Source organism: Pantoea dispersa (assembly GCF_035783935.1).
GTDB classification, from domain to species: Bacteria; Pseudomonadota; Gammaproteobacteria; order Enterobacterales; family Enterobacteriaceae; genus Pantoea; species Pantoea dispersa_C.
This window is the reverse complement of record NZ_JALKOV010000001.1, coordinates 414,217-432,675: the sequence shown is the minus strand read 5'-3', so window position 1 is coordinate 432,675 and position 18,459 is coordinate 414,217. Positions and strand designations below refer to the sequence as shown.

At 63.6% G+C, this 18,459-nt stretch carries 20 protein-coding genes; all 20 read right to left on the bottom strand.

The genetic code is table 11. The features are described 5' to 3' along the window. Positions 1–82: 82 nt before the first annotated feature. Entirely contained in the window at positions 83–1,315 is a 1,233-nt protein-coding gene (locus tag MXF20_RS02110; protein WP_325967933.1) for a beta-ketoacyl-ACP synthase, read from the bottom strand. Further along, positions 1,315–2,046: a 3-ketoacyl-ACP reductase FabG2 gene (locus MXF20_RS02105; RefSeq protein WP_058759685.1), complete on the bottom strand. Its 732-nt coding sequence runs from the start codon at positions 2,044–2,046 to the stop codon at positions 1,315–1,317. The genes MXF20_RS02110 and MXF20_RS02105 overlap by 1 nt, the downstream gene beginning before the upstream one ends. Continuing rightward, on the bottom strand, positions 2,046–2,519 hold the full coding sequence (locus tag MXF20_RS02100; protein WP_325967398.1) for a 3-hydroxy-fatty acyl-ACP dehydratase: 474 nt from the start codon (positions 2,517–2,519) through the stop codon (positions 2,046–2,048). The genes MXF20_RS02105 and MXF20_RS02100 overlap by 1 nt, the downstream gene beginning before the upstream one ends. Then, positions 2,512–3,669: a beta-ketoacyl-[acyl-carrier-protein] synthase family protein gene (locus MXF20_RS02095; protein ID WP_325967397.1), complete on the bottom strand. Its 1,158-nt coding sequence runs from the start codon at positions 3,667–3,669 to the stop codon at positions 2,512–2,514. Before MXF20_RS02095 ends, MXF20_RS02100 begins: the two co-directional genes overlap by 8 nt. Continuing rightward, positions 3,666–4,241, bottom strand: a complete 576-nt coding sequence (locus MXF20_RS02090) for a DUF3261 domain-containing protein (RefSeq protein ID WP_325967396.1) — start codon at positions 4,239–4,241, stop codon at positions 3,666–3,668. Before MXF20_RS02090 ends, MXF20_RS02095 begins: the two co-directional genes overlap by 4 nt. Continuing rightward, positions 4,238–6,559: an MMPL family transporter gene (locus MXF20_RS02085; protein WP_325967395.1), complete on the bottom strand. Its 2,322-nt coding sequence runs from the start codon at positions 6,557–6,559 to the stop codon at positions 4,238–4,240. Before MXF20_RS02085 ends, MXF20_RS02090 begins: the two co-directional genes overlap by 4 nt. After that, positions 6,525–7,136 carry an outer membrane lipoprotein carrier protein LolA gene (locus MXF20_RS02080; protein ID WP_325967393.1) on the bottom strand — a complete coding sequence of 204 codons (612 nt, stop codon included), beginning with the start codon at positions 7,134–7,136 and terminating at the stop codon, positions 6,525–6,527. Before MXF20_RS02080 ends, MXF20_RS02085 begins: the two co-directional genes overlap by 35 nt. Continuing rightward, positions 7,133–7,549 (bottom strand): thioesterase family protein, encoded by a 417-nt coding sequence (locus MXF20_RS02075; protein ID WP_325967392.1) that lies wholly within the window; start codon positions 7,547–7,549, stop codon positions 7,133–7,135. Before MXF20_RS02075 ends, MXF20_RS02080 begins: the two co-directional genes overlap by 4 nt. Continuing rightward, positions 7,542–9,236 (bottom strand): glycosyltransferase family 2 protein, encoded by a 1,695-nt coding sequence (locus tag MXF20_RS02070; RefSeq protein WP_325967391.1) that lies wholly within the window; start codon positions 9,234–9,236, stop codon positions 7,542–7,544. Before MXF20_RS02070 ends, MXF20_RS02075 begins: the two co-directional genes overlap by 8 nt. Next, positions 9,230–9,577 carry a hydroxymyristoyl-ACP dehydratase gene (locus MXF20_RS02065; protein WP_325967389.1) on the bottom strand — a complete coding sequence of 116 codons (348 nt, stop codon included), beginning with the start codon at positions 9,575–9,577 and terminating at the stop codon, positions 9,230–9,232. The genes MXF20_RS02070 and MXF20_RS02065 overlap by 7 nt, the downstream gene beginning before the upstream one ends. Next, positions 9,564–10,892, bottom strand: a complete 1,329-nt coding sequence (locus tag MXF20_RS02060; protein ID WP_325967388.1) for an AMP-binding protein — start codon at positions 10,890–10,892, stop codon at positions 9,564–9,566. The genes MXF20_RS02065 and MXF20_RS02060 overlap by 14 nt, the downstream gene beginning before the upstream one ends. After that, positions 10,889–11,449, bottom strand: a complete 561-nt coding sequence (locus MXF20_RS02055) for a hypothetical protein (RefSeq protein ID WP_325967386.1) — start codon at positions 11,447–11,449, stop codon at positions 10,889–10,891. Before MXF20_RS02055 ends, MXF20_RS02060 begins: the two co-directional genes overlap by 4 nt. An 8-nt stretch (positions 11,450–11,457) precedes the next feature. Next, positions 11,458–11,709, bottom strand: a complete 252-nt coding sequence (locus tag MXF20_RS02050) for an acyl carrier protein (protein WP_325967385.1) — start codon at positions 11,707–11,709, stop codon at positions 11,458–11,460. 11 nt (positions 11,710–11,720) lie between these two features. Further along, entirely contained in the window at positions 11,721–11,978 is a 258-nt protein-coding gene (locus tag MXF20_RS02045; protein WP_325967382.1) for a phosphopantetheine-binding protein, read from the bottom strand. Between the two features lie 3 nt (positions 11,979–11,981). After that, on the bottom strand, positions 11,982–12,782 hold the full coding sequence (locus MXF20_RS02040) for a lysophospholipid acyltransferase family protein (protein ID WP_325967380.1): 801 nt from the start codon (positions 12,780–12,782) through the stop codon (positions 11,982–11,984). After that, a complete protein-coding gene (locus MXF20_RS02035; protein WP_325967378.1) occupies positions 12,772–13,503 on the bottom strand; it encodes a beta-ketoacyl synthase chain length factor in 732 nt (243 codons plus the stop codon). The genes MXF20_RS02040 and MXF20_RS02035 overlap by 11 nt, the downstream gene beginning before the upstream one ends. A gap of 193 nt (positions 13,504–13,696) precedes the next feature. Further along, positions 13,697–14,086 (bottom strand): hypothetical protein, encoded by a 390-nt coding sequence (locus tag MXF20_RS02030; RefSeq protein WP_418936827.1) that lies wholly within the window; start codon positions 14,084–14,086, stop codon positions 13,697–13,699. A gap of 232 nt (positions 14,087–14,318) precedes the next feature. Next, on the bottom strand, positions 14,319–15,689 hold the full coding sequence (locus tag MXF20_RS02025; RefSeq protein WP_418936825.1) for an efflux transporter outer membrane subunit: 1,371 nt from the start codon (positions 15,687–15,689) through the stop codon (positions 14,319–14,321). Beyond that, positions 15,686–16,777 (bottom strand): HlyD family secretion protein, encoded by a 1,092-nt coding sequence (locus MXF20_RS02020; protein WP_325967375.1) that lies wholly within the window; start codon positions 16,775–16,777, stop codon positions 15,686–15,688. The genes MXF20_RS02025 and MXF20_RS02020 overlap by 4 nt, the downstream gene beginning before the upstream one ends. Continuing rightward, positions 16,774–18,459, bottom strand: coding sequence for an MFS transporter (locus tag MXF20_RS02015; RefSeq protein ID WP_325967373.1), 1,686 nt, complete (start codon positions 18,457–18,459; stop codon positions 16,774–16,776). Before MXF20_RS02015 ends, MXF20_RS02020 begins: the two co-directional genes overlap by 4 nt.

The following is an 18,459-nucleotide window of genomic DNA, read 5'->3' as shown; positions in this document are numbered from 1 at the left end:
CGGCGGTTTACCACCGCCAGACGCATCATCGGGGGAAGAATATTCCCGCCGGACGACGGGAATGCTGGGTAAACGGAGCGAATCAGGCGTCGCGCCAGCGTTTAAACACCAGCGAGGTGTTGATGCCGCCGAACGCAAAGTTGTTTGACTGGATATAATCGGTCTGCAGCAGACGAGGCTCGCCGGTGATGTAATCCAGCTCGCCGCACTCGGCAGCAGGCTGGGTCAGGTTCAGCGTGGGCGCAAACCAGCCCTCACGCATCATCTCAATACTCATCCAGGCTTCCAGCGCGCCACAGGCACCCAGCGTGTGACCGAAGTAGCTTTTCAGCGACGAGATCGGCGTGCGGTTGCCAAAAATCGCTGCCGTGGCCAGGCTCTCGGCGATATCGCCGCGATCGGTGGCGGTACCGTGCGCGTTGATGTAACCAATCTGCTCTGCCGTCACCCCTGCGCTGTCCAGCGCGCGCTGGATACAAATCTGCATGGTTTCACGCTGCGGCTGAGTGATATGGGCCGCATCACAGTTGGTGTGGAAGCCGACCAGCTCAGCATAGATGGTCGCGCCGCGCGCCTGCGCATGTGCCAGCGACTCCAGAATCAGCGTGCCCGCGCCTTCGCCAATCACCAGGCCGTCGCGCTGCTGATCGAACGGTGCCGGTGAGGTGTGCGGCGCGTCGTTACGCTGACTGGTGGCAAACAGCGTGTCGAACACCGCCGCTTCCGACGGGCACAGCTCCTCAGCGCCGCCGGCGACCATCACCGTCTGGTAGCCATGACGAATCGCTTCCCATGCGTAACCGATCGCCTGGCTGCCGGAGGTGCAGGCGCTGGATGTCGGGATCACGCGGCCGCGCAGACCAAAAAACAGCCCGGCGTTAACCGCCGTGGTGTGCGGCATCATCTGCACGTAGGTGGTGCCGGTAATGTTGTTGGTGTGCTTTTCCGTCAGCATGGTGGCGAACTCGCTCACCGGGCCGGTGCTGCCGGTCGAAGACCCATAGGCGATGCCGGTTTCTCCGCTGGTCAGCACCGGATGGTCAATCAGCCCGGCCTGCTCCAGTGCCAGTTCAGTGGCGCGCGTCGCCAGCAGCGAGACGCGGCCCATGGCGCGGATGCGCTTGCGCGTATAGTGCGGCGGCAGCGCGAAATCATCGACGGGCGCGCCCAGCAACGTGTGCAGGCCGTCATAAACCTGCCACTCCGGCATCTTGCGTACCGCATTCTGGCCCTGTTTAATGCGCTGCGCCACCGCGCTCCAGCTCTCACCGAACGCGGTGACGCCGCCCATACCGGTAACCACTACCCGCTGCATCACAACATCCCTCCGTTGATGGAAATCACCTGCCGCGTAACGTAGCCGGCGATATCCGACATCAGATAGCTGGCCAGACCGGCCACCTCGTCTGCCGCGCCCATGCGCTTCATCGGAATGATTTTCAGCGCTTCGTCGATCACCTGCGGCTCAAGATCGGTCATGCCGGTATCGATCAAACCTGGCGCGATACAGTTCACGGTGATTTTGCGTTTCGCCAGTTCAATCGCCAGCGCTTTGGTGGCACCGATGATGCCGGCTTTGGCCGCGCTGTAGTTGACCTGTCCGCGGTTGCCCATCATGCCGGATACCGAAGAGAGCGTAATGATACGTCCTCCCTGGCGCAGGCCGATCATCGGCATCACGCAGGGATGAATCACGTTGTAGAAGCTGTCGAGGTTGGTGTGGATCACGCTGTCCCATTCGTCTTCCGTCAGCGCCGGAAAAGCACCGTCGCGGGTGATGCCTGCATTGCTGATCACGCCATAATAGGCGCCGTGCGCGGCAATATCCTGCTCCAGCGCGTTACGCGTGGCTTCCCGCTGCGCAACGTCGAACTGCAGCGTGCGGCCGCGGCCGCCTGCGGCAACGATCTGCGCCAGCGTCTGCTGTGCGCCGGCAGCGTCGCGGTGGTAATGCACCACGATATCAAATCCGTCGGCGGCCAGACGTAAGGCCATGGCACGGCCAATGCCTTTACTGGCCCCGGTTACTAATACGCTGCGGGTCATCACTCGGTTCCTTGTTGCGCTAATCGGGTTAATTCATCGTCGTCGGGCTGATAAGTGTTCAGTCGTCCACTGGCCAGCAGGCTGGTGCCGCAGCGGATCTCGCCTTCAAAACTGCCGAGCTTGTCATCGCGCATCAGCAGGCGCATCTCTATCTGCAGTTCACTGTGTGCTGCGAAAGTGGCCGCACTGGCGCGATAGCCGCGCCCGCCCAGCAGCATGCCGGGGCGGATGTCACTGGCGCCGTGCTGGCGGGCATGAAAGCCGGACCAGACGCCCACGGTCTGCGCCATGATTTCGACGCCAAACCACGCCGGCAGCTCGCCCTGCGGCGTGAGAAACGGTGCCAGCACGCCGTGCGGGCTCACCGTGACGGCACAGACAACGCTGTCTGGCGTGACGGCAAGCACGCGCTCAAGCAGCAGCAGCGGCGCGCGGTGCGGCAGGTAATCGCCCACCGGCAAAAAATCATTCATGCGAAGATCCTACAATCAGGCAGGTATTGTTCCCGCCAAAGGCAAATGAGTTGGAGGCAATTACCGGGCGCGCCAGCGGCTGCGCCGCCGTCAGCAGGCCACAGGCCGGCAGCGTAGTGTCCTGAGCCGCGAGCGAAAAATCCTGCGGTGGCAGCGGCAGCTGCTGCTGAATAATCAGGGCCGCCAGCGCCGCTTCGGTGGCGCCTGCTGCGCCCAGCGTGTGGCCAGTGAGGTGCTTGGTGGAGCTGCACGGCACGGCGTCACCGAACAGGCGATGAATCACCGCCGCTTCGACCTGATCGTTCAGCGGCGTGGCGGTGCCGTGCAGGTTGATGTAGCCCACCTCGTGCGGCTGTAAACCGGCCTGCTGCAGCGCCATGCGCATGGCGGCTTCCGCGCCCTCGCCCTGCGGATGCGGCGCTGACATGTGCCAGGCATCGGAGGACTCACCGCAGCCCAGCAGCGCCAGCGGCTGTGGCTCGCGCGTCAGCAGCAGCAGCGCCGCCGCTTCACCAATCGAAATACCGTCGCGCCCGGCGCTAAACGGGGCGCAGTGCTGTTCCGACAGTGAATCGAGGGTGGCGAAACCGTTGATCGGCATGCGGCTGAGCGAGTCGGCACCGCCCACCAGCGCCACGTCGGCCAGACCGGCGGCAATCAGCCGCGCCCCGCTGATGATGGCGCGCGCGCTGGAGGAGCAGGCGGTCGAAATGGTGTACGCCGGACCATCCAGCTGCAAATAGTGCGCCAGAAAGCGCGACGGATCGCCCAGTTCCTGCATGCGGTAATCGTAGCCGCGATGGCCAGCGTCCGTCTGCCGATCGCCCTCGTCCACGCCGGAGGTACTGGTGCCCAGCACGATGGCCACGCGGGCGCGACCATAGCGCGCAATCGCCGCATCCAGCGCCGGCCGGCACTGCTGCAGCGCCGCCAGCAGCAGCCGGTTGTTACGCGTGTCATGCGCGGCCAGCGCCGCCGTTACCGGCGGCAGTGCGCCCGGCACTTCGCCCAGCCAGCAGCGCTTGCCCTGCTGTAACCAGCCGTCGCGCGGCTGCATGCCGGGGGCGGTGCCCTGCTGCAGCTGAGCGGCGATCTGCGCCAGGCTGCTGCCCAGCGCATTAACCATGCCATATGCCGAAAGGTAAATCATGAGGACGCGTCCAGATGCTGGATGTGGATCTGGTAGCCAAAGGCGCGCTGATCGACGCTGATCGGCTCACGCTGCGCACCGCGCTGCAGATAATGGATCTGGCTGATCAGCTGGCCGGCGGCATCGCGCAGTTCTCGCCTGTCGCCACGGTCGCGCAGCGTCCAGCCGGACGGCAGCTGCGGCTGCCACGCGCTGACCGGCCAGTAGCTCAGCATAACATCGGCCAGCACCTGACTGGCTGGCGGCAGGTCGGGCAGCGCCATCATCTGCTGGGTATGAATCCCCTGCTGATCGTACGTCACGCGGAACAGCCGGATGCCAAGCGACGACAGCCCGGCCAGCGAGATCTGCTGCGCATCCGCGCTGAGCAGCACCAGCAGCGACTGGGTTTTGCCCTTCACGCGTCCGGTCAGCAACTGCTGCTGCTGAAAGCCGGGCGAGATGCCCGGTGCCGGCAGCGCAACGCGCACGCCGGGTTTGAGCCAGGCCGTGGGCCGGCTGGACTGGTCATGGTGAGACGCACACCCGCTCAGCAGCAGGCTGAGCGCCAGCAGTAACGCACCCGTTCTCATCGTGGTTTCCTTTTTCCGCCCGCCAGCGCCAGCGGCGCCAGTAAAAATGCACAAAAAATTCCGCTGCACAGCACAGTACCAAAGCTGCTGATGGCGCTGGTGCTGCTGAACACCAGCATGCCCAGCGTAAGCAGCGTGGTCATCATCGCCAGCGTAACCGCCAGCATTGAGGTCAGCGGTGTGCCGCGCGGATTGCTGAAGAACAGCGTGTAATTGATGCCAATGCCCAGCACCAGAATCAGCGCCAGCAGCGCAAACAGATTCAGGCTGGCACCCAGCCAGCCGAGCGTGGCCAGCGCGGCCGCCAGCGACAGCCACGACGGCAGCGCGCTGCGCAGCCCGGCCTTAAGACCCAGGCGCAGGGTATAGCTGACGGTGATCAGCAGCAGCGCCAGCGCCAGCAGGCCGCTCAGCAGTGTGCGCCAGAAGCCAAACAGCTCATCGTAGCGGGCTTTGCGATCGACCCAGCTCACGCCGGCCTGCGGTGTCGCGAGCTTTTGCAGCGCCGCACTGTTGGTCACGCCGCTCACCGGAACCAGCACGCTGCTGCGTCCGTCTGGCAGCGACAGCCACAGCAGCCGCCAGCCTTCACTCAGCGGACTCGCCAGCCACGCCTGCACGCTGACCGGCATCGGCTGCAGACTGGCCTGCGCCAGAGAGATGCCGGCCTGTTGCAGACGCGCCAGAATGGTCGGTGCTGCCTGCTGTAACAGCGCGACATCCTGCTGCTGCTGCGCCAGCGTGCTGAGCGGCAGCAGACGATAACTTGCCAGCCAGCCTTGCTGCTGCGCGTGCTGCAGACCGGGTGCCAGCGCATTCAGCCGCTGCAGCACCTGCTGCTCGTTATCGCCCCAGACGACAAACCAGGTTTGATCGGCCTGCTGTCCTGTGAGCTGCGCCAGCTGGCGATCCTGTGCCAGCAGCTGCGCCGGCGCGCTCTGCAGATGGGCAATATTGTCGTCGATGCGCAGTTGCAAGATGCCGCTCAGCGCATAGAGGGCCACCAGCAACGGTAACCCGACGCGCAGCCCGCGCTGGCGGCGCCACGCGGCCAGCCAGCGCGCCAGCCACACCATCGCCGGCACCGGCCGCACCGGCAGGCCGCGCACCAGCCACGGATAGAAGCAGATCACCGTCAGGCACGCGGCGCTCAGGCCGCTGGCGGCGAACACCGCCAGCTGGCGCAGCCCGGGAAACGGTGCCAGCAGCATCAGCAGCCAGGCGATTGCCGTGGTGCCGAGCGCCAGCAGCAAGGTGCCGCGCACTTTATGCAGGCTCTGCCACGGCGTGGCGTGCTCGCCGTGCACCATGCGTTCCGTCAGGTAGTACAGCGTATAATCGGCCGAGATGCCGACAATGCTGAGGCTCATCACCAGCGTAGTGAGATGCAGCTCACCAAAAAACAGCAGCGTGACGACGGTGCCGGCCATCGCCCCGATAGCTACCGACAGCGCGCTCAGCGCCAGCGGCCGCAGCGAGCGAAACACCAGCCACACCAGCAACAGCAAACCGCCGAGCGTCACGCTGCCCAGCGTGGCCACATCGTGCTGGGCGCGCTGGCTGGCATCGTCGCTAAACAGCACCGTGCCGCGCGTCAGTAGCTGCGCCTGCGGCCAGCGCTGTTTCAGCTGCTGCTCTAGCTGCTGCAGCGCGCTGACCAGCTGATGGCTCTGCGCCATGCTAAAGGCGTTATGCACCAGCTCACCGTGCAGAAAATACCAGCGGCGCTGCTGGGCATCGCTCACCGTCAGCCAGCCGTTGTGCAGCACCATTTTGCTGGCGTTCTGCTGCAGCGCCAGCTGCGCACCGCGCACCAGCAGCAGCGGATCGCCGGCAAGCTCTTTGCTGCTGACCCCGGCAAACGCCGAGAACAGCTGCGCCAGTATCCAGTCAGCCTGCGCGCCACCGCCGTGCTGCAAGCGCGCGCGCGTCAGCGGATCGATCAGCCCGTTGCGATGCTGATAAGCGAAGCTTCCCCAGCGCTGCAGCTGATGCTCATCCAGCGCACCGCTGACCTCACTGAGCATCGGCAGCGCCTGCAGCTGTGCCTGCCACCACGCGGCGGCGGCGTCACCGTCTGCGCCGGGCGCAGTCACCAGCCACACCAGCTGGCGATCGAGCCGCTGCATAAAGCCCTGCTGAATCTCTGCCGGTGCCTGGCCAAGATTCTGCTGCGGCAGCAGAGCCAGCACGCTGCTGTTGATGTGGCTGCGCGGCAGCAACCAGACCAGCGCCAGCATCAGCAGCAGACAGACGGCCAGCCACGCGCGCGCGGCGTAAATCTCACTGCGCTGTGGCAAAACGGGCTCGCTCTTCATCTGTCAGTTGGGCGGGCTGCGTGCGGGTATCGCTCAGGGTGATTTCCGTTTTATCGCCCTGGCGATCGTCCAGCGTGATGCGGTTGAGGTACGCCGCGCCCTGCAGATCGATGCGGTTGAAGATCTTATTCAGCGGTGCCGCTTTCGGCGTCAGGCTCAGTTGCCAGCCGTCACCGCCGTCATTGCGGAAATCGAGCACAAAATTCTCGCGCAGTACCTGCTCATCGGCCTGGAACAGCGCGCGCAGCAGATGATTAAACTGGAACATTTGCGGATTGCTGTCGGCGGTGATCACCTGCGGCGGCTGGCCGCTCATGCTCTGCACCATGCGATGATCGTCCAGAATCAGCGTCATCGGGAACGGTGTCGCCTGGTGCCACCATAGCCCCTGCTGCTGAGCAATCAGCAGCTGACCGCGCGACACCAGCGGCTGCGCCATGCCGGCAATGCTGCGCACCTGAACAAAGCTGGCGCGGATCACCGGCTGGCTGGCGAAGCGCTGCTGCAACTGTTCCAGCGTCACCGCGCTGGCGCTGGCGCTCAGTAGCGTCAGCAGCAGGCAGAACAGACGAATCATGATGACACCCCCAAACGCTGCAGCAGAATTTCCGGTGAGACAAAGCACATCTCCTGCGTACTGGCGTTAACCGCCACCTGCAGCGTGTGCGCTTTGGTGGTCACCTGCCCGGCGGCGTTACGGATGACATAATCGATGCGCAGCCGGTTCTCGTATTCGCTGATGCTGGCTTCGACGCGAATGCTCTCTTCACAGCGCAGCGGCAGGCGGTATTTCACCCGGGTATCGACCACCGGCCAGACGTAGCCGCTGGCGCTCATCTCTGCGTAGCTGTAATTAATGCTGCGCAGCAGCGCTTCACGCGCCACTTCGAAGTAGCGGAAATAGTGGCCGTGCCACACCACGCCCATCGGATCGCAGTCATGAAACGAAACCACCCGTTCAATCTCCGCGCGCCAGCTTGCGTCACGCATCGCGTTGCTCCTCTTCGGGCAGAGCCCAGAAATCGTAAAAGTTAAACCAGTCCAGCGGGGCCAGCAGCGCATGCTGCTGCAGGCGCGCAGCATAGCGATCGACCGCCGCCTGCAACGCCTGCTGTCGCCCATTACGCGGCAGCGGTAAAGGATCGGCAAAGGCCTCGCAGTGCACGCGCAGTTTGCCCTGCTGGCGCAGCGCGAACATCAGCAGCACCGGACAGCGCAGCGCCGCCGCCAGCACAAAGGGTCCCTGCGGAAACGGTGCCGGATGGCCCATAAATTCGCTCCACACCACGCGCCGCTCACCGCCGCGCTGACGCTGCACGGCGGTGCGGTCGCCCACAATCGCCACCCATTCGCCGGCATCCAGCTTTTGCTGCAGCAGAATCGCCGTGTCCGGGCCGATATCGCTGACCGGCAGCAGATTGACGCCCGCCTGCGGCGCAATGCTCTCCAGCACCGCGCGAAAACGCTGGGCGTTGTCGGTAAACACCAGCGCGTTAATCACCAGGCCGCTGACCTGCTTCGCCATCGCCCGACAGGCTTCGATATCCCCCAGATGCGAGGCGAGTATCAGATGGCCTTTGCCTTCAGCGGCGCGAATCACCGCTTCCGCGCCGGGCGCGAAGTCGATGTCGCGTCCCCAGCGCAGATCACCGCGCCAGCTGGCGACTTTATCCAGCATGCTGCCGCCAAATCGCAGGAAGTGGCGATAGCTGCTAAGCGGCCGCGGCAGCGCGATCTGCTGCTGATGCGCCACCGCCTGCACGCGCGCCAGCCACTGCCGCGATGCCGCCCGCGCCGCGCGACCGCTGAGCCAGTACACCGCCACCACCGGCCACAGCAGCAGAATAAACGGCAGGCGGCCGGCACGCTGGTACAGCCACAGCATAAAGCGCAGCCCCCACTGGCCGCGGCGCTCTGGCGTTGCCGCCCAGTGCGCCTGCTGCTGCCGGCGGAATAGCAGCTGCGGGATGCGCGGCAGCATGCCAAAGAACAGACGGGTGTGCATCCATGAGATACGCAGGTTGTCGTGCAGCGCGTCAAAGTGTGAAACCCCGCTCGGCGGATAGGTCACGCGCGTGCGGATAAACCGGCTCGGCGTGCCCTGCCAGTAGAGGCGCACCATGATCTCGGTGTCAAAATCCATGCGCTGGCCGATGGCGCGGCGATCGCACAGCTCAAGCGAGGCAGCCAGCGGATAGACGCGGAAACCGCACATGCTGTCTTTCAGCGACAGCGACAGCGTTTCCACCCATACCCAGAAATGGGTGATGTAGCGGCCATACAGCCGGGATTTCGGGATGGAGTCATCGTACTGCGGCTGGCCGGAGATCAGGCAGTGCGGATAGCGTGCGGCCTCCGCCAGCATGCGCGGGGTGTCCTCGACCTGATGCTGACCGTCGGCGTCCAGCTGCAGCGCATGACTGAAGCCCGCGGCCGCGGCCGCGCGCAGTCCGGCAATCACCGCGGCGCCCTTGCCCTGATTGTGCGGCAGCGTCAGCACCTGGAGCTGCGGCGCATTCAGCGCGGCGATGTGCTGTTTGGTCCCGGCATCGCTGCCGTCATCGACCACGATCACCGGCAGGTTGAACGGGGCCAGGCGCGCCAGTACCGACGCCAGCATCGCGCCATGGTTATAGCAGGGAATCAGCACGCAGGGGGCAAACGATGTACTCAGCACAGGCGAATCTTCCCGCTGCTGGCCACTGCGCGCTGCGCGCCATGCAGCAGCGTGTAGTGAAAACTCAGCAGTGACTTCTCCGGCTGCCACTGTAGCTGCAGCTCCAGCTGCGCATCCGGCGGCACCGGCTGCTGGAATTTGATGTTTTCAATCGAGGCAAAGCTCTTACCCGGCGCGAGGCGCGTCAGGCCGTAGTGCAGTACCCAGTCAAGCTGTGCCACGCCCGGTAAAATCGGCAGCGTCGGAAAGTGGCCGCGAAACCACAGCAGGTCGGCAGCCGCCAGCAGGCGCAGGGTGAGCGTGCCGTCCTGCTGTTGCGCCTCTAATTCAACCGGTAACATCAAACAGTTCCTCTATTTGCGGCCATGCGCGTTTGCTCTGCGCCGTGACCGGAATCGCCGTTACCACCCGCCAGTAGCGCGGCATAGCGACCGGCTCCAGCCAGGGTTGCAGCGCGCGTTTCCATTGTTGTTTGCGCTGGTGCAGCGTGGCGGCGTCGGGTAGCTGCGGTAGCGCCAGCACCACCGCGATGGCATGGCGGCCGTGACGCTGCAGCGCCAGCGCGGCGGCATCTTCCACACCGGGCAGCGCCAGCAGGCGGCGCTCTACTTCGCTCAGCGACACGCGCTTGTCTTCAATTTTCACTACCCGATCCTGACGTCCCGCCAGCTGAAACTGGCCTGACGGCTGCGGCACAATGCGATCGTCCAGCGCGCAGCCGTCGCGGCTTTCCAGCAGATCGGAAAAGACCTGCCAGCGCTGCGGCGCAATCTCGCGCAGCGTGACCTGCGGGAAACACTGCCACAGCGCAGCGTCGTCGCTGGCCCGGCGCCAGGCGATCACCCCGGTTTCGGTGCTGCCGTAAATTTCATCGACCGCGCAGCCCAGCGTCTGCTGCGCGCGTTGTGCATCCGCGCCCGGCAGCGCGCCACCCGCGGAGACAATCAGCGCGCAGGATGGCGGCGACAGCGTGGCGTCCAGCCGGCGCAGAAATGCCGGGCTGCTGATGAAGGCATAGCGGCGATCGGCACGCTGATCGGCCAGCTGCTCGCCATAAAAGATCTGCTGCGCGGCGAACGGCAGGCCGAGCGCCATCGGCAGCATCAGGCGAAAACTCAGGCCATACAGATGCTGATGGCTGACCGAGGCAATGACGTGACATCCCTGCAGACGCGAACCCCACAGATCGGCCAGCCACTGGGCTTCCACGTCCATGGCGCGCCGTGACTTGACCACGCGGCGCGGCGTCCCGGTTGAGCCGGAAGTGAACAGCACCAGGCTGGCCCCGGCCGCCATCTCTGGCAGCACGCCCTGCGCCAGCGCCCCGTCCCAGCGCAGCTGAGCCAGCGTTAGCGCCAGCGGCATATCGCTGATCACACCATCAAGGCTGTCGCGCATCTCTTCCAGCTGCGCGGCGCGGCAGTGGCCGGGGATCACCGGGGTTTTGCCGGCATACCAGCTGGCCAGCAGCGCCACAAGAAAGTGATAGCTGTTGTCGAAGCACAGCGCCCAGCGCGCACCGGGCTGCGCCTGTAGCCGGTGAGTTAAGCCCAGCACCTGCTGCCGCATCTGCGCCAGCGTATGCTGCTGTTGTCCCTGCCAGGCGACGATACGATCGTCACCGTGCAGCCAGTCACCTATCGCCACGGCCTTCATGCCTGTCTCCTCATGCGCTGACGCAGCAGCCATTCGCCGCTCATCAGCGCGCCCATCAGCACATAGCTGATGCACCCGTTCCAGAGTGTCCATAGCCGGATATTACTCAGCAGGCAGGTGGTCAGCGCCACGCTGCCGTTGAAGATAAAAAACCCGCACCACAGCTGCGTAACGCGCCGCGTATAGCGCACGCCGCGCGGCGGCAGCTGGGGTTCACGCAGGCGCGCCAGCCGCTCCACCAGTGGCATCGGGCTGAACAGCGAACCGGCGAACAGCAGCAGCAGCAACGCGTTGACCACCACCGGATACCACAGCAGCAGATGCTGCGCGCGTAACACCACACTGGCAAGGCACAGCAGGCAGCCGACCAGCGCCAGCAGCAGCAACGTGCGTCCCAGCGCGCCCTGCGCCTGACGCAGGCTCCAGATGCGCGCTGCGAACACCAGCGCCAGCAGTACCAGTACGCCGCGCCACTGCGGGTGAGTCAGCGCCAGCCACACCAGCAAGGGCCAGGCGAACAGCGCCAGCGCGTTCAGCAGCCGCAATAGCTGATGCATGGCGTCAGTCAGGCCGGATCGCGCATCAGCTGGTCGACGGCGTCAACCACGTCCTGTACGGTGCGCACAGCGCGGAAGGCTTCCGGTTTGATCTTGCGGCCGGTGCGTTTTTGCAGATGCACCACCATGTCCACCGCATCAATACTGTCGAGTTCGAGATCTTCGTACAGGCGGGCCTCAGGGTGAATCTCGTCCGGATCAATTTCGAACAGGGTATTCAGCAGCGTCGCCACTTCCTGGTAAATATCGTGTTTGTTCATGTCGACGGTTCTCAGGCTTGCTGTTGTTCAACAAAGGCGGCCAGCGTGGCCACGGAAAAAAAGTGCCCCCGCAGCGTTTCGCTCTCGGCGGAGAGCTGTACGCCGAAGCGGTTTTTCACCGCCAGTCCCAGCTCCAGCGCATCGATCGAGTCGAGCCCCAGCCCGTCGCCAAACAGCGGTGCCTCGCTATCGATATCATCCGGGCTGATATCTTCCAGATTCAGCGTGTCGATAATCATGGTTTTAATGTCGTCAATCAGTGCTTGCATAACTTACTTTGTCTCTTCAGGCACCAGCGCCTGTTGCAGATATCGCGTCAGACGGCGCGCGGCCAGCGGCTGCGCATCCTCTTCTGCTTCGTGAAAGGCGTGGCTGGCAATACGCGATTGTACGCGTACCGTAAAAACCGGTTTAACCAGCGGAATCTGATACCAGCGGCTTTGCTTATCGAGCATACGCTGGGTACAGGTGATATGAATCACGCGCAGATCGCATCCGGCGCGCACCGCAATATTTGCCGCGCCGCGCTGCAGTTGCAGCGGCTGGCCATAGCGGGTACGCGTCCCTTCCGGGAAAATCAGAATGGTATCGCCGCGTGCCAGCCGCTGCTGGCTGTCCGGCAGCAGCGTTTCCGCTTCGCTGTTGATCAGGTAATCGGCTGATTTAATCACGCCGCGGAAGAAAATGTTGTGCTGCAGGTCGGCCTTAACCAGGCAATCCATCTCCGGCAGCAGCGACGCGATCATCACGTAATCGATCAGTGACGGATGATTGGCGACGATCAGGCAGCCGCGATCCTGGCGCAGCGCTTCAGCGCCGAATACCTGATAGTCATACACGCCAACAAAGCGGCAGAAGCGCAGAAAACAGCGAAAGCTCCACGCAATGCTGCGGCGCGCGATCTGCCGCCGGCGCAGGCCATCGCGCTGAATCAGCAGCAGCAGGTTAAACCAGATCAGCGACAGCAACAGGCCGCCAAGGCTAAACAGGCTGAAACAGAGCGCGGTCATCACCAGCCGCCAGTAATAGTTACCGCGGCGCCGCTGGCGCATGGTGCGGGCGTTATCCGCCATGAGCATGCTCCCAGCGCCACTGATGGCGCTCGCCGGCGAGGGTAAAATCCGCGGCGTGGTTGAGCATCGCATGCAGAAACTGCAGGCTCTGCGGCAGCGCATCAGGCTGCGGCTGAGCAGCGGTCGCGCTGCAGCGCCACTCATCGCCGGCGCGCAGCAGCAGCGCGACCGCGTAAGGCGCGTTAAAGGTATCGATTTCCGGCAGCCACGGGCGATAGTAGTCGGGCACCTGCCCGTCAAAATCCACCAGCAGCACCTGCGTATAGCCGGCCTGATGCAGCGTAGCCACCTCGAGCAGGCCCTGCTGGAAGCTGTCGACGCCGGCAGAAATCGACGATGACACCAACGGCTGGCGCGCGGCGATGGTCAGACTGCCCACTGCCGAGTTGTGCACCGACATCGCGAAGTCGGTCGGTGACAGCGGCAGCCCGTCAGCGAGCGCACGCAGAATACGCAGATTACGCTCCAGTTCGCCGTGACGGCTGGTAAATACCACGGCGTCAACCGACTGCCGTGCCAGCAGCGCCAGGCCGCACTCAACGGCGGCGCGGCTGCCGGGACTGAGACGACGCGCGGTCATCATCGGTAAAAACTGGGGTTTGGCGATAGCCTGGCTGGCATCCAGCATCGGCGCGTGTTGCGCCCAGCGCTGCCAGTCGTCGGCACTGCTGTGGCCCGGCGCGATGGCATGCCAGTCAACAAGGGAGTAAGCGAGTTTCATACCTGCATTCTTTCTTCAGCCTCAGGGATGGTCAGATTTTCGCTGCGCGGCATCCCTTCCCTGCTCTCTATTCCAGTCATCCGTCTCACGCGGATGTCGCCGAGTTCTCAGGCGGACATCGGGCCCGCCTGTTTCTATTTCGGCAGCGTGCCGGCTAACTTTACGACTAACTGTTAGCGGGACGCGTGATGAGTTATTTTACCGCCTGCACAGCCAGACGCGTCTGAATGCCCTGGTTCAGGTTCTGAATCCAGCGGTTGTAGTTACGGTGAATCTGACCGCTGCCCGCTTTCAGATTGGTACTGCTGACATAATCAATGCGGTAGCTGTTCGCGGTATAGGTAATACGGATATTGGCCGTGTGGCCGCGTTCCGCCAGCAGGCCATTCATCACGCCCGGGCCCGCCGGTGAAATCACCCAGTGATTGGCGGCACCGGCTTCGACGATAGCGCGCTGCATCTGCTGATCGCTGTAGCTCTGGCCGACGGTCTGGCTGACGTTCTGGATCGGTGCCGTGCGCGGTGCGCAGCCGGTGATTAATACTGCGGTTACCAGCAGTGCCAGCGTGGCTTTTTTATTCATCATTTCCTTTTCTTCCCCTGTCATGGCAGGCCGCGCAACCGCGTGGCCGTGCAGGCAATAACCCCTGCATAGTTCCGTTCAGACTGTGTAAAGCGCCGCGGATAATACCACTAATTGTAAAGACAAGTAAAAAAAAGCATGAATCACTTAAGATCAGAGCGGTCCTGTTGTGAAACGGTTTACAACCGGCTTTAGACGTCATTTTTGGCCGCAGCCTGCCGCTGCGGCATGATTATCCCTGCCAGCCGCCGCCAAGCGCGCGATAGAGATCGATTTGTGCCAGTAGCAGGGTGTTTTTCACCGCCACAATATTCAGCTGGGTGCTGAACAGCGTACGCTGCGCATCGAGCTCATCAAGGTAGGACGCGTAACCATTCTGATAACGGTTGCGCGCAATCCGCCACGCTTCCGCGACGTAACGTTCCTGCGCCTGCAGTTCCGTCAGCTGCTGCTGGCTGCGTTCGATGGCATCCAGCGCATTATCGACGTCAGAAAAGGCGTTGCGCACCACCCTTTCATAGCCGTACAGCGCCTGGTTACGCGACGCCATCGCCACATCGACCTGCGCGGTCAGCGCTTCGCGGTTAAGCAGCGGTGCCAGCACGCTGCCGCCGATGCTCCACAGGCGGAACGGATTATCCAGCAGATCGTGTAGCTGGCTGCTCTGCAGCGTGCCGGACGCCGTCAGGTTGAGCGACGGCAGCAGCTGAGCCTGCGCCGCCGCCAGCGAGGCATCGCTCGCCAGCAGCAGGCGCTGCGCCTGCACGATATCGGGCCGGCGGTTAAGCAACTGCGACGGCAGCAGTGCCGGCAGCGCATGCGGTCGCAGCTGATCGAACTGGCTGCTGCGCGCGATCTGGCGCGGATTCATGCCAACCAGAATGCTGAGCGCGTTCTCCTGCTGGGCGATCTGATGCTGCAGCTGCGGAATCTGCGCTTTCGCCGTCTGATACTCCGACGCCGCCTGCATCCATTCCAGCCGCGAGGTATAACCGGTTTCGAACTGGCGCTGCGCCAGATTCAGGGAGTTCTGCCGCGTTGCCAGCGTGGCCTCGGTGACGCGCAGCTGCTCGTCGAGCGCGCACAGGCTGAGGTAACCGGACGCGACCGAACTGGCCACCGTCAATTCAGCGGCCGAGGCCGCCGCACGCTGCGCCGCCAGCGTGGCTTCTGCCGCGCGAATGCTGTTGCTGCGGCTGCCCCATAAATCGACCTCATAATTGGCCTGCAGCAGTCCCTGGAATACTGCACTTTCGTACGGCTGGCCGGTTGCCGCCGACAGCGCACGCTGATGGGTTGCCGCCACGCCCGCCGACAGCGTCGGGAAATTATCGCCCTGCGCCGCTCGCAGCTCGGCGCGATACTGATCGACACGCGACCGGGCAATCAGGATATCGCTGTTGTGCTGCAGCGCCTGGTTCACCAGCCAGTTGAGGCGATCATCGCCAAAGCTGCGCCACCACTGCGCTTCCGGCGCGGCGGCGGGCCCGACCTGCTGACGCCAGCTGGCCGGAATCGGCAGTGACGACGGCGCGCGCTCCACTTCGCGGGCGCAGCCGGTGAGCAGCAGCGCGAGGAGCGCCACGCGTAACGGCCGCATCATGGTGTCTCCCGGTGGGGTTCGGCGGCGGTATCGATGTTGACCTCCACCGACATGCCGGGCCGCAGCTGCTGCAAATCGTCGCCAAGAATTTTGATACGCACCGGAATGCGCTGGGCGATTTTCACGAAGTTACCGGTGGCGTTGTCCGGCGAGATGGCGCTGAACTCGGAACCGGCGGCGGGCGAGATAAACTCCACGCGACCGTCAAAGCGCTTGCCGTCCAGCGCATCGACGCGTATCGACACCGGTAAACCCGGACGCACGTGCGCCAATTGGGTTTCCTTCAGGTTGGCAATCACCCATTTATTATCCGGCACTACCGAAGTCAGGCGCGTGCCGGCGGTAACGTAGGTGCCTTTGCGCACCGACAGCTGACCGAGCTGGCCGCTGTCCGGCGCGATAATGCGCGTGTTGTCCAGATCGATATTGGCCAGCTCCAGTGCCGCCTGCGCGCTGGCCACATCGCCAGCCAGCGCCGCGCGATTAACAATGGTGGTTTGCAGATTCTGCTGTGAGACCGCCACCTGCGCCGCCGCCTGACGCAGCTGGGCCTGAGCCTGCGCATTGGCCGCGCGCGCGGCATCACGCTCGCGCACCGACAGCGAGCCATCGGCCGCCAGGTTTTCCACCCGCTTTAAGTCAAGGCTGCTTTTCAGCGCCTGCGCTTTGGCATTCTCCAGCGCCGCCTGATTACTGGCGATGGTGGCCTCCGCGCTCTTCTGCTGCTGCTGGTTGTTATTCTGCGCGGCGATTTTCATCGCCAGCTGCGCCTGCGCCTGATGCACACGCTGGCGATAGATACGATCGTCAATGGTCATCAGCAGCTGTCCTTTGCGCACCGGCTGTAAATCCACCACCTCAACGTTCGTCAGGTAGCCGCTCACCTGCGGGCTGATGAAGGTCACCTGGCCGCGCACGTAGGCGTTTTCCGTCGACTGGATGGTGCTGGTGAAGGGCCACAACTGCCAGGCATATAAAATCACCAGCACGCCCACGATAGCGATACCGCTTCCGGCGGCGATAGAGAGAATGCGTCGGCGGTTGGTGCGCTCGCGCTCCGCAGCCTGTAAATCGTCCTGTTGGCTCATGGGGTCTCCGTTCGGTTGGCAGGCGCCGCCTGCTGTTGCTGCTCAGTCAGATTATGTCGCGCCTGACGCCAGTTGAGATAGCGCAGCCGCGTCAGGCGCCACAGCACCCACATCAGTGTGATCATCGCCAGCGCGGCGGTCAGTAAATAGGTGTCGTTATAGGCCAGCACGTTGGCCTGCAGCGTGGCCACGGTTTGCAGCTGGCTGCTGCCCTGCGCGCTGAGCAAGCTGCTGTCCGCCAGCTGGCTGCGAAACAGCGCACTGTACTGGCTGAGGCGATCCACCACATTAGGATCAAGCAACGACAGCTGATCGCCCAGCAGGCTGGAGTGATATTTTTCACGCCACGTCTGAAACGTGCCGAGAATGGCGGAGCCAATCAGTCCGCCGAGGTTCTGACTCATGCCAAACAGCACCACAAAGCTCACCAGGTTTTTCGGCTGGGTCACCACGCCACCGATGCCAAGCAGCATCGCCGGTGCGAGGAAAAAGGCGCTGCTGAAACCCAGCAGGAACTGGCTGAAGTAGAGATTGCTGGCGCGCGTCAGCGGGCTGGATTGCGCGTCCATCAGCGAGGCGACAATCATCACCGCCAGCGACACTACGATTGGCCAGCTCAGGTGGTTGGGTTTGATGGTCAGTGCGCTGGCAATCATGCCGCAGATCACGCCCGCGATAATCGCCAGCGCCAGCCCGCGCAGCTGATCGTTGAGCAAGCCGAGCTGCTGCAGAAAACCCACCGCGCCGGTATTCTGCTCGGCCAGCACGATACGCATCATGATCATCACAATCCCGAGCCGAAAGATCATGCCATTGCTCAGCCAGCGGGTGTTGATCAACGGATTAGCGCGGTTATGCTCCAGCACTACCGCCGCGACAATCAGCACCAGTGCCAGCGCCAGACAGACGCCGAGCCACGGCGTGCTGAACCACCACTCAATGCGCCCGAGTGACAGCACGCCGCACAGCAGCGCCATGCCGGGAGCCAGCAGCATAAAGGTGACAAAATCGAGCTTTTCGAAGGCTTTGATACGGTCGCCCGGCGGCAGTTTAACCACCAGCACGCAGCCGAGGGCAATCATTGCCAGGCCCAGCTCAAACAGGTACAGCCCGCGCCACTCCTCCAGCTGCAGCAACTCGGTGGAGAACAGCCGCGCCAGCGGAATCGCCAGCTGTGAAGCGGTGATGCCGATCACCAGCGCTTTGAGACGGTGCTTCGCCGGCCATGCCTGTATCTGGTAATAGATGCCCAGCGAGCTAAGCGCCGCGCCCACCATGCCGTGCGCGGTACGGACGATGATCGCCGAGCTGAGATCGTTGGCGAGAATGTGAAAAAACGCCACGATGACGTACAGCACCAGAAAGGCTTCGGTAAACAGTCGCAGGCCAAACTGCTGGCGAAACTTCACCAGCAGCAGGTTAATGGAGATGTTGCCCATCACGTACACCGCCGGCAGCCAGGCGATTTCGTTACTGTACGCGGCGAAGGTGCCCTGCAGGTTGGTGAGGTTGGCGGTCACCAGCGCGTTGCTCAGCGCACCGGTAATCGAAATCAGCAGGCCGATCAGGCCAAACGCAATGCGTTTCGACGGTGCATGCAGCGGCGTCGATGGCGATCCCGGCAGCATCGGCTTTTCGTGCGGCAGCCATTCGCGTGGAGCATAAGGGTTGCGTTTCGCCAC

Coding starts and splice junctions, on each gene's coding strand:
- MXF20_RS02110 (WP_325967933.1), bottom strand. CDS start 1,315: ATGCAGCGGGTAGTGGTTACCGGTATGGGCGGCGTCACCGCGTTCGGT.
- MXF20_RS02105 (WP_058759685.1), bottom strand. CDS start 2,046: ATGACCCGCAGCGTATTAGTAACCGGGGCCAGTAAAGGCATTGGCCGT.
- MXF20_RS02100 (WP_325967398.1), bottom strand. CDS start 2,519: ATGAATGATTTTTTGCCGGTGGGCGATTACCTGCCGCACCGCGCGCCG.
- MXF20_RS02095 (WP_325967397.1), bottom strand. CDS start 3,669: ATGATTTACCTTTCGGCATATGGCATGGTTAATGCGCTGGGCAGCAGC.
- MXF20_RS02090 (WP_325967396.1), bottom strand. CDS start 4,241: ATGAGAACGGGTGCGTTACTGCTGGCGCTCAGCCTGCTGCTGAGCGGG.
- MXF20_RS02085 (WP_325967395.1), bottom strand. CDS start 6,559: ATGAAGAGCGAGCCCGTTTTGCCACAGCGCAGTGAGATTTACGCCGCG.
- MXF20_RS02080 (WP_325967393.1), bottom strand. CDS start 7,136: ATGATTCGTCTGTTCTGCCTGCTGCTGACGCTACTGAGCGCCAGCGCC.
- MXF20_RS02075 (WP_325967392.1), bottom strand. CDS start 7,549: ATGCGTGACGCAAGCTGGCGCGCGGAGATTGAACGGGTGGTTTCGTTT.
- MXF20_RS02065 (WP_325967389.1), bottom strand. CDS start 9,577: ATGTTACCGGTTGAATTAGAGGCGCAACAGCAGGACGGCACGCTCACC.
- MXF20_RS02060 (WP_325967388.1), bottom strand. CDS start 10,892: ATGAAGGCCGTGGCGATAGGTGACTGGCTGCACGGTGACGATCGTATC.
- MXF20_RS02055 (WP_325967386.1), bottom strand. CDS start 11,449: ATGCATCAGCTATTGCGGCTGCTGAACGCGCTGGCGCTGTTCGCCTGG.
- MXF20_RS02050 (WP_325967385.1), bottom strand. CDS start 11,709: ATGAACAAACACGATATTTACCAGGAAGTGGCGACGCTGCTGAATACC.
- MXF20_RS02045 (WP_325967382.1), bottom strand. CDS start 11,978: ATGCAAGCACTGATTGACGACATTAAAACCATGATTATCGACACGCTG.
- MXF20_RS02040 (WP_325967380.1), bottom strand. CDS start 12,782: ATGGCGGATAACGCCCGCACCATGCGCCAGCGGCGCCGCGGTAACTAT.
- MXF20_RS02035 (WP_325967378.1), bottom strand. CDS start 13,503: ATGAAACTCGCTTACTCCCTTGTTGACTGGCATGCCATCGCGCCGGGC.
- MXF20_RS02030 (WP_418936827.1), bottom strand. CDS start 14,086: ATGAATAAAAAAGCCACGCTGGCACTGCTGGTAACCGCAGTATTAATC.
- MXF20_RS02025 (WP_418936825.1), bottom strand. CDS start 15,689: ATGATGCGGCCGTTACGCGTGGCGCTCCTCGCGCTGCTGCTCACCGGC.
- MXF20_RS02020 (WP_325967375.1), bottom strand. CDS start 16,777: ATGAGCCAACAGGACGATTTACAGGCTGCGGAGCGCGAGCGCACCAAC.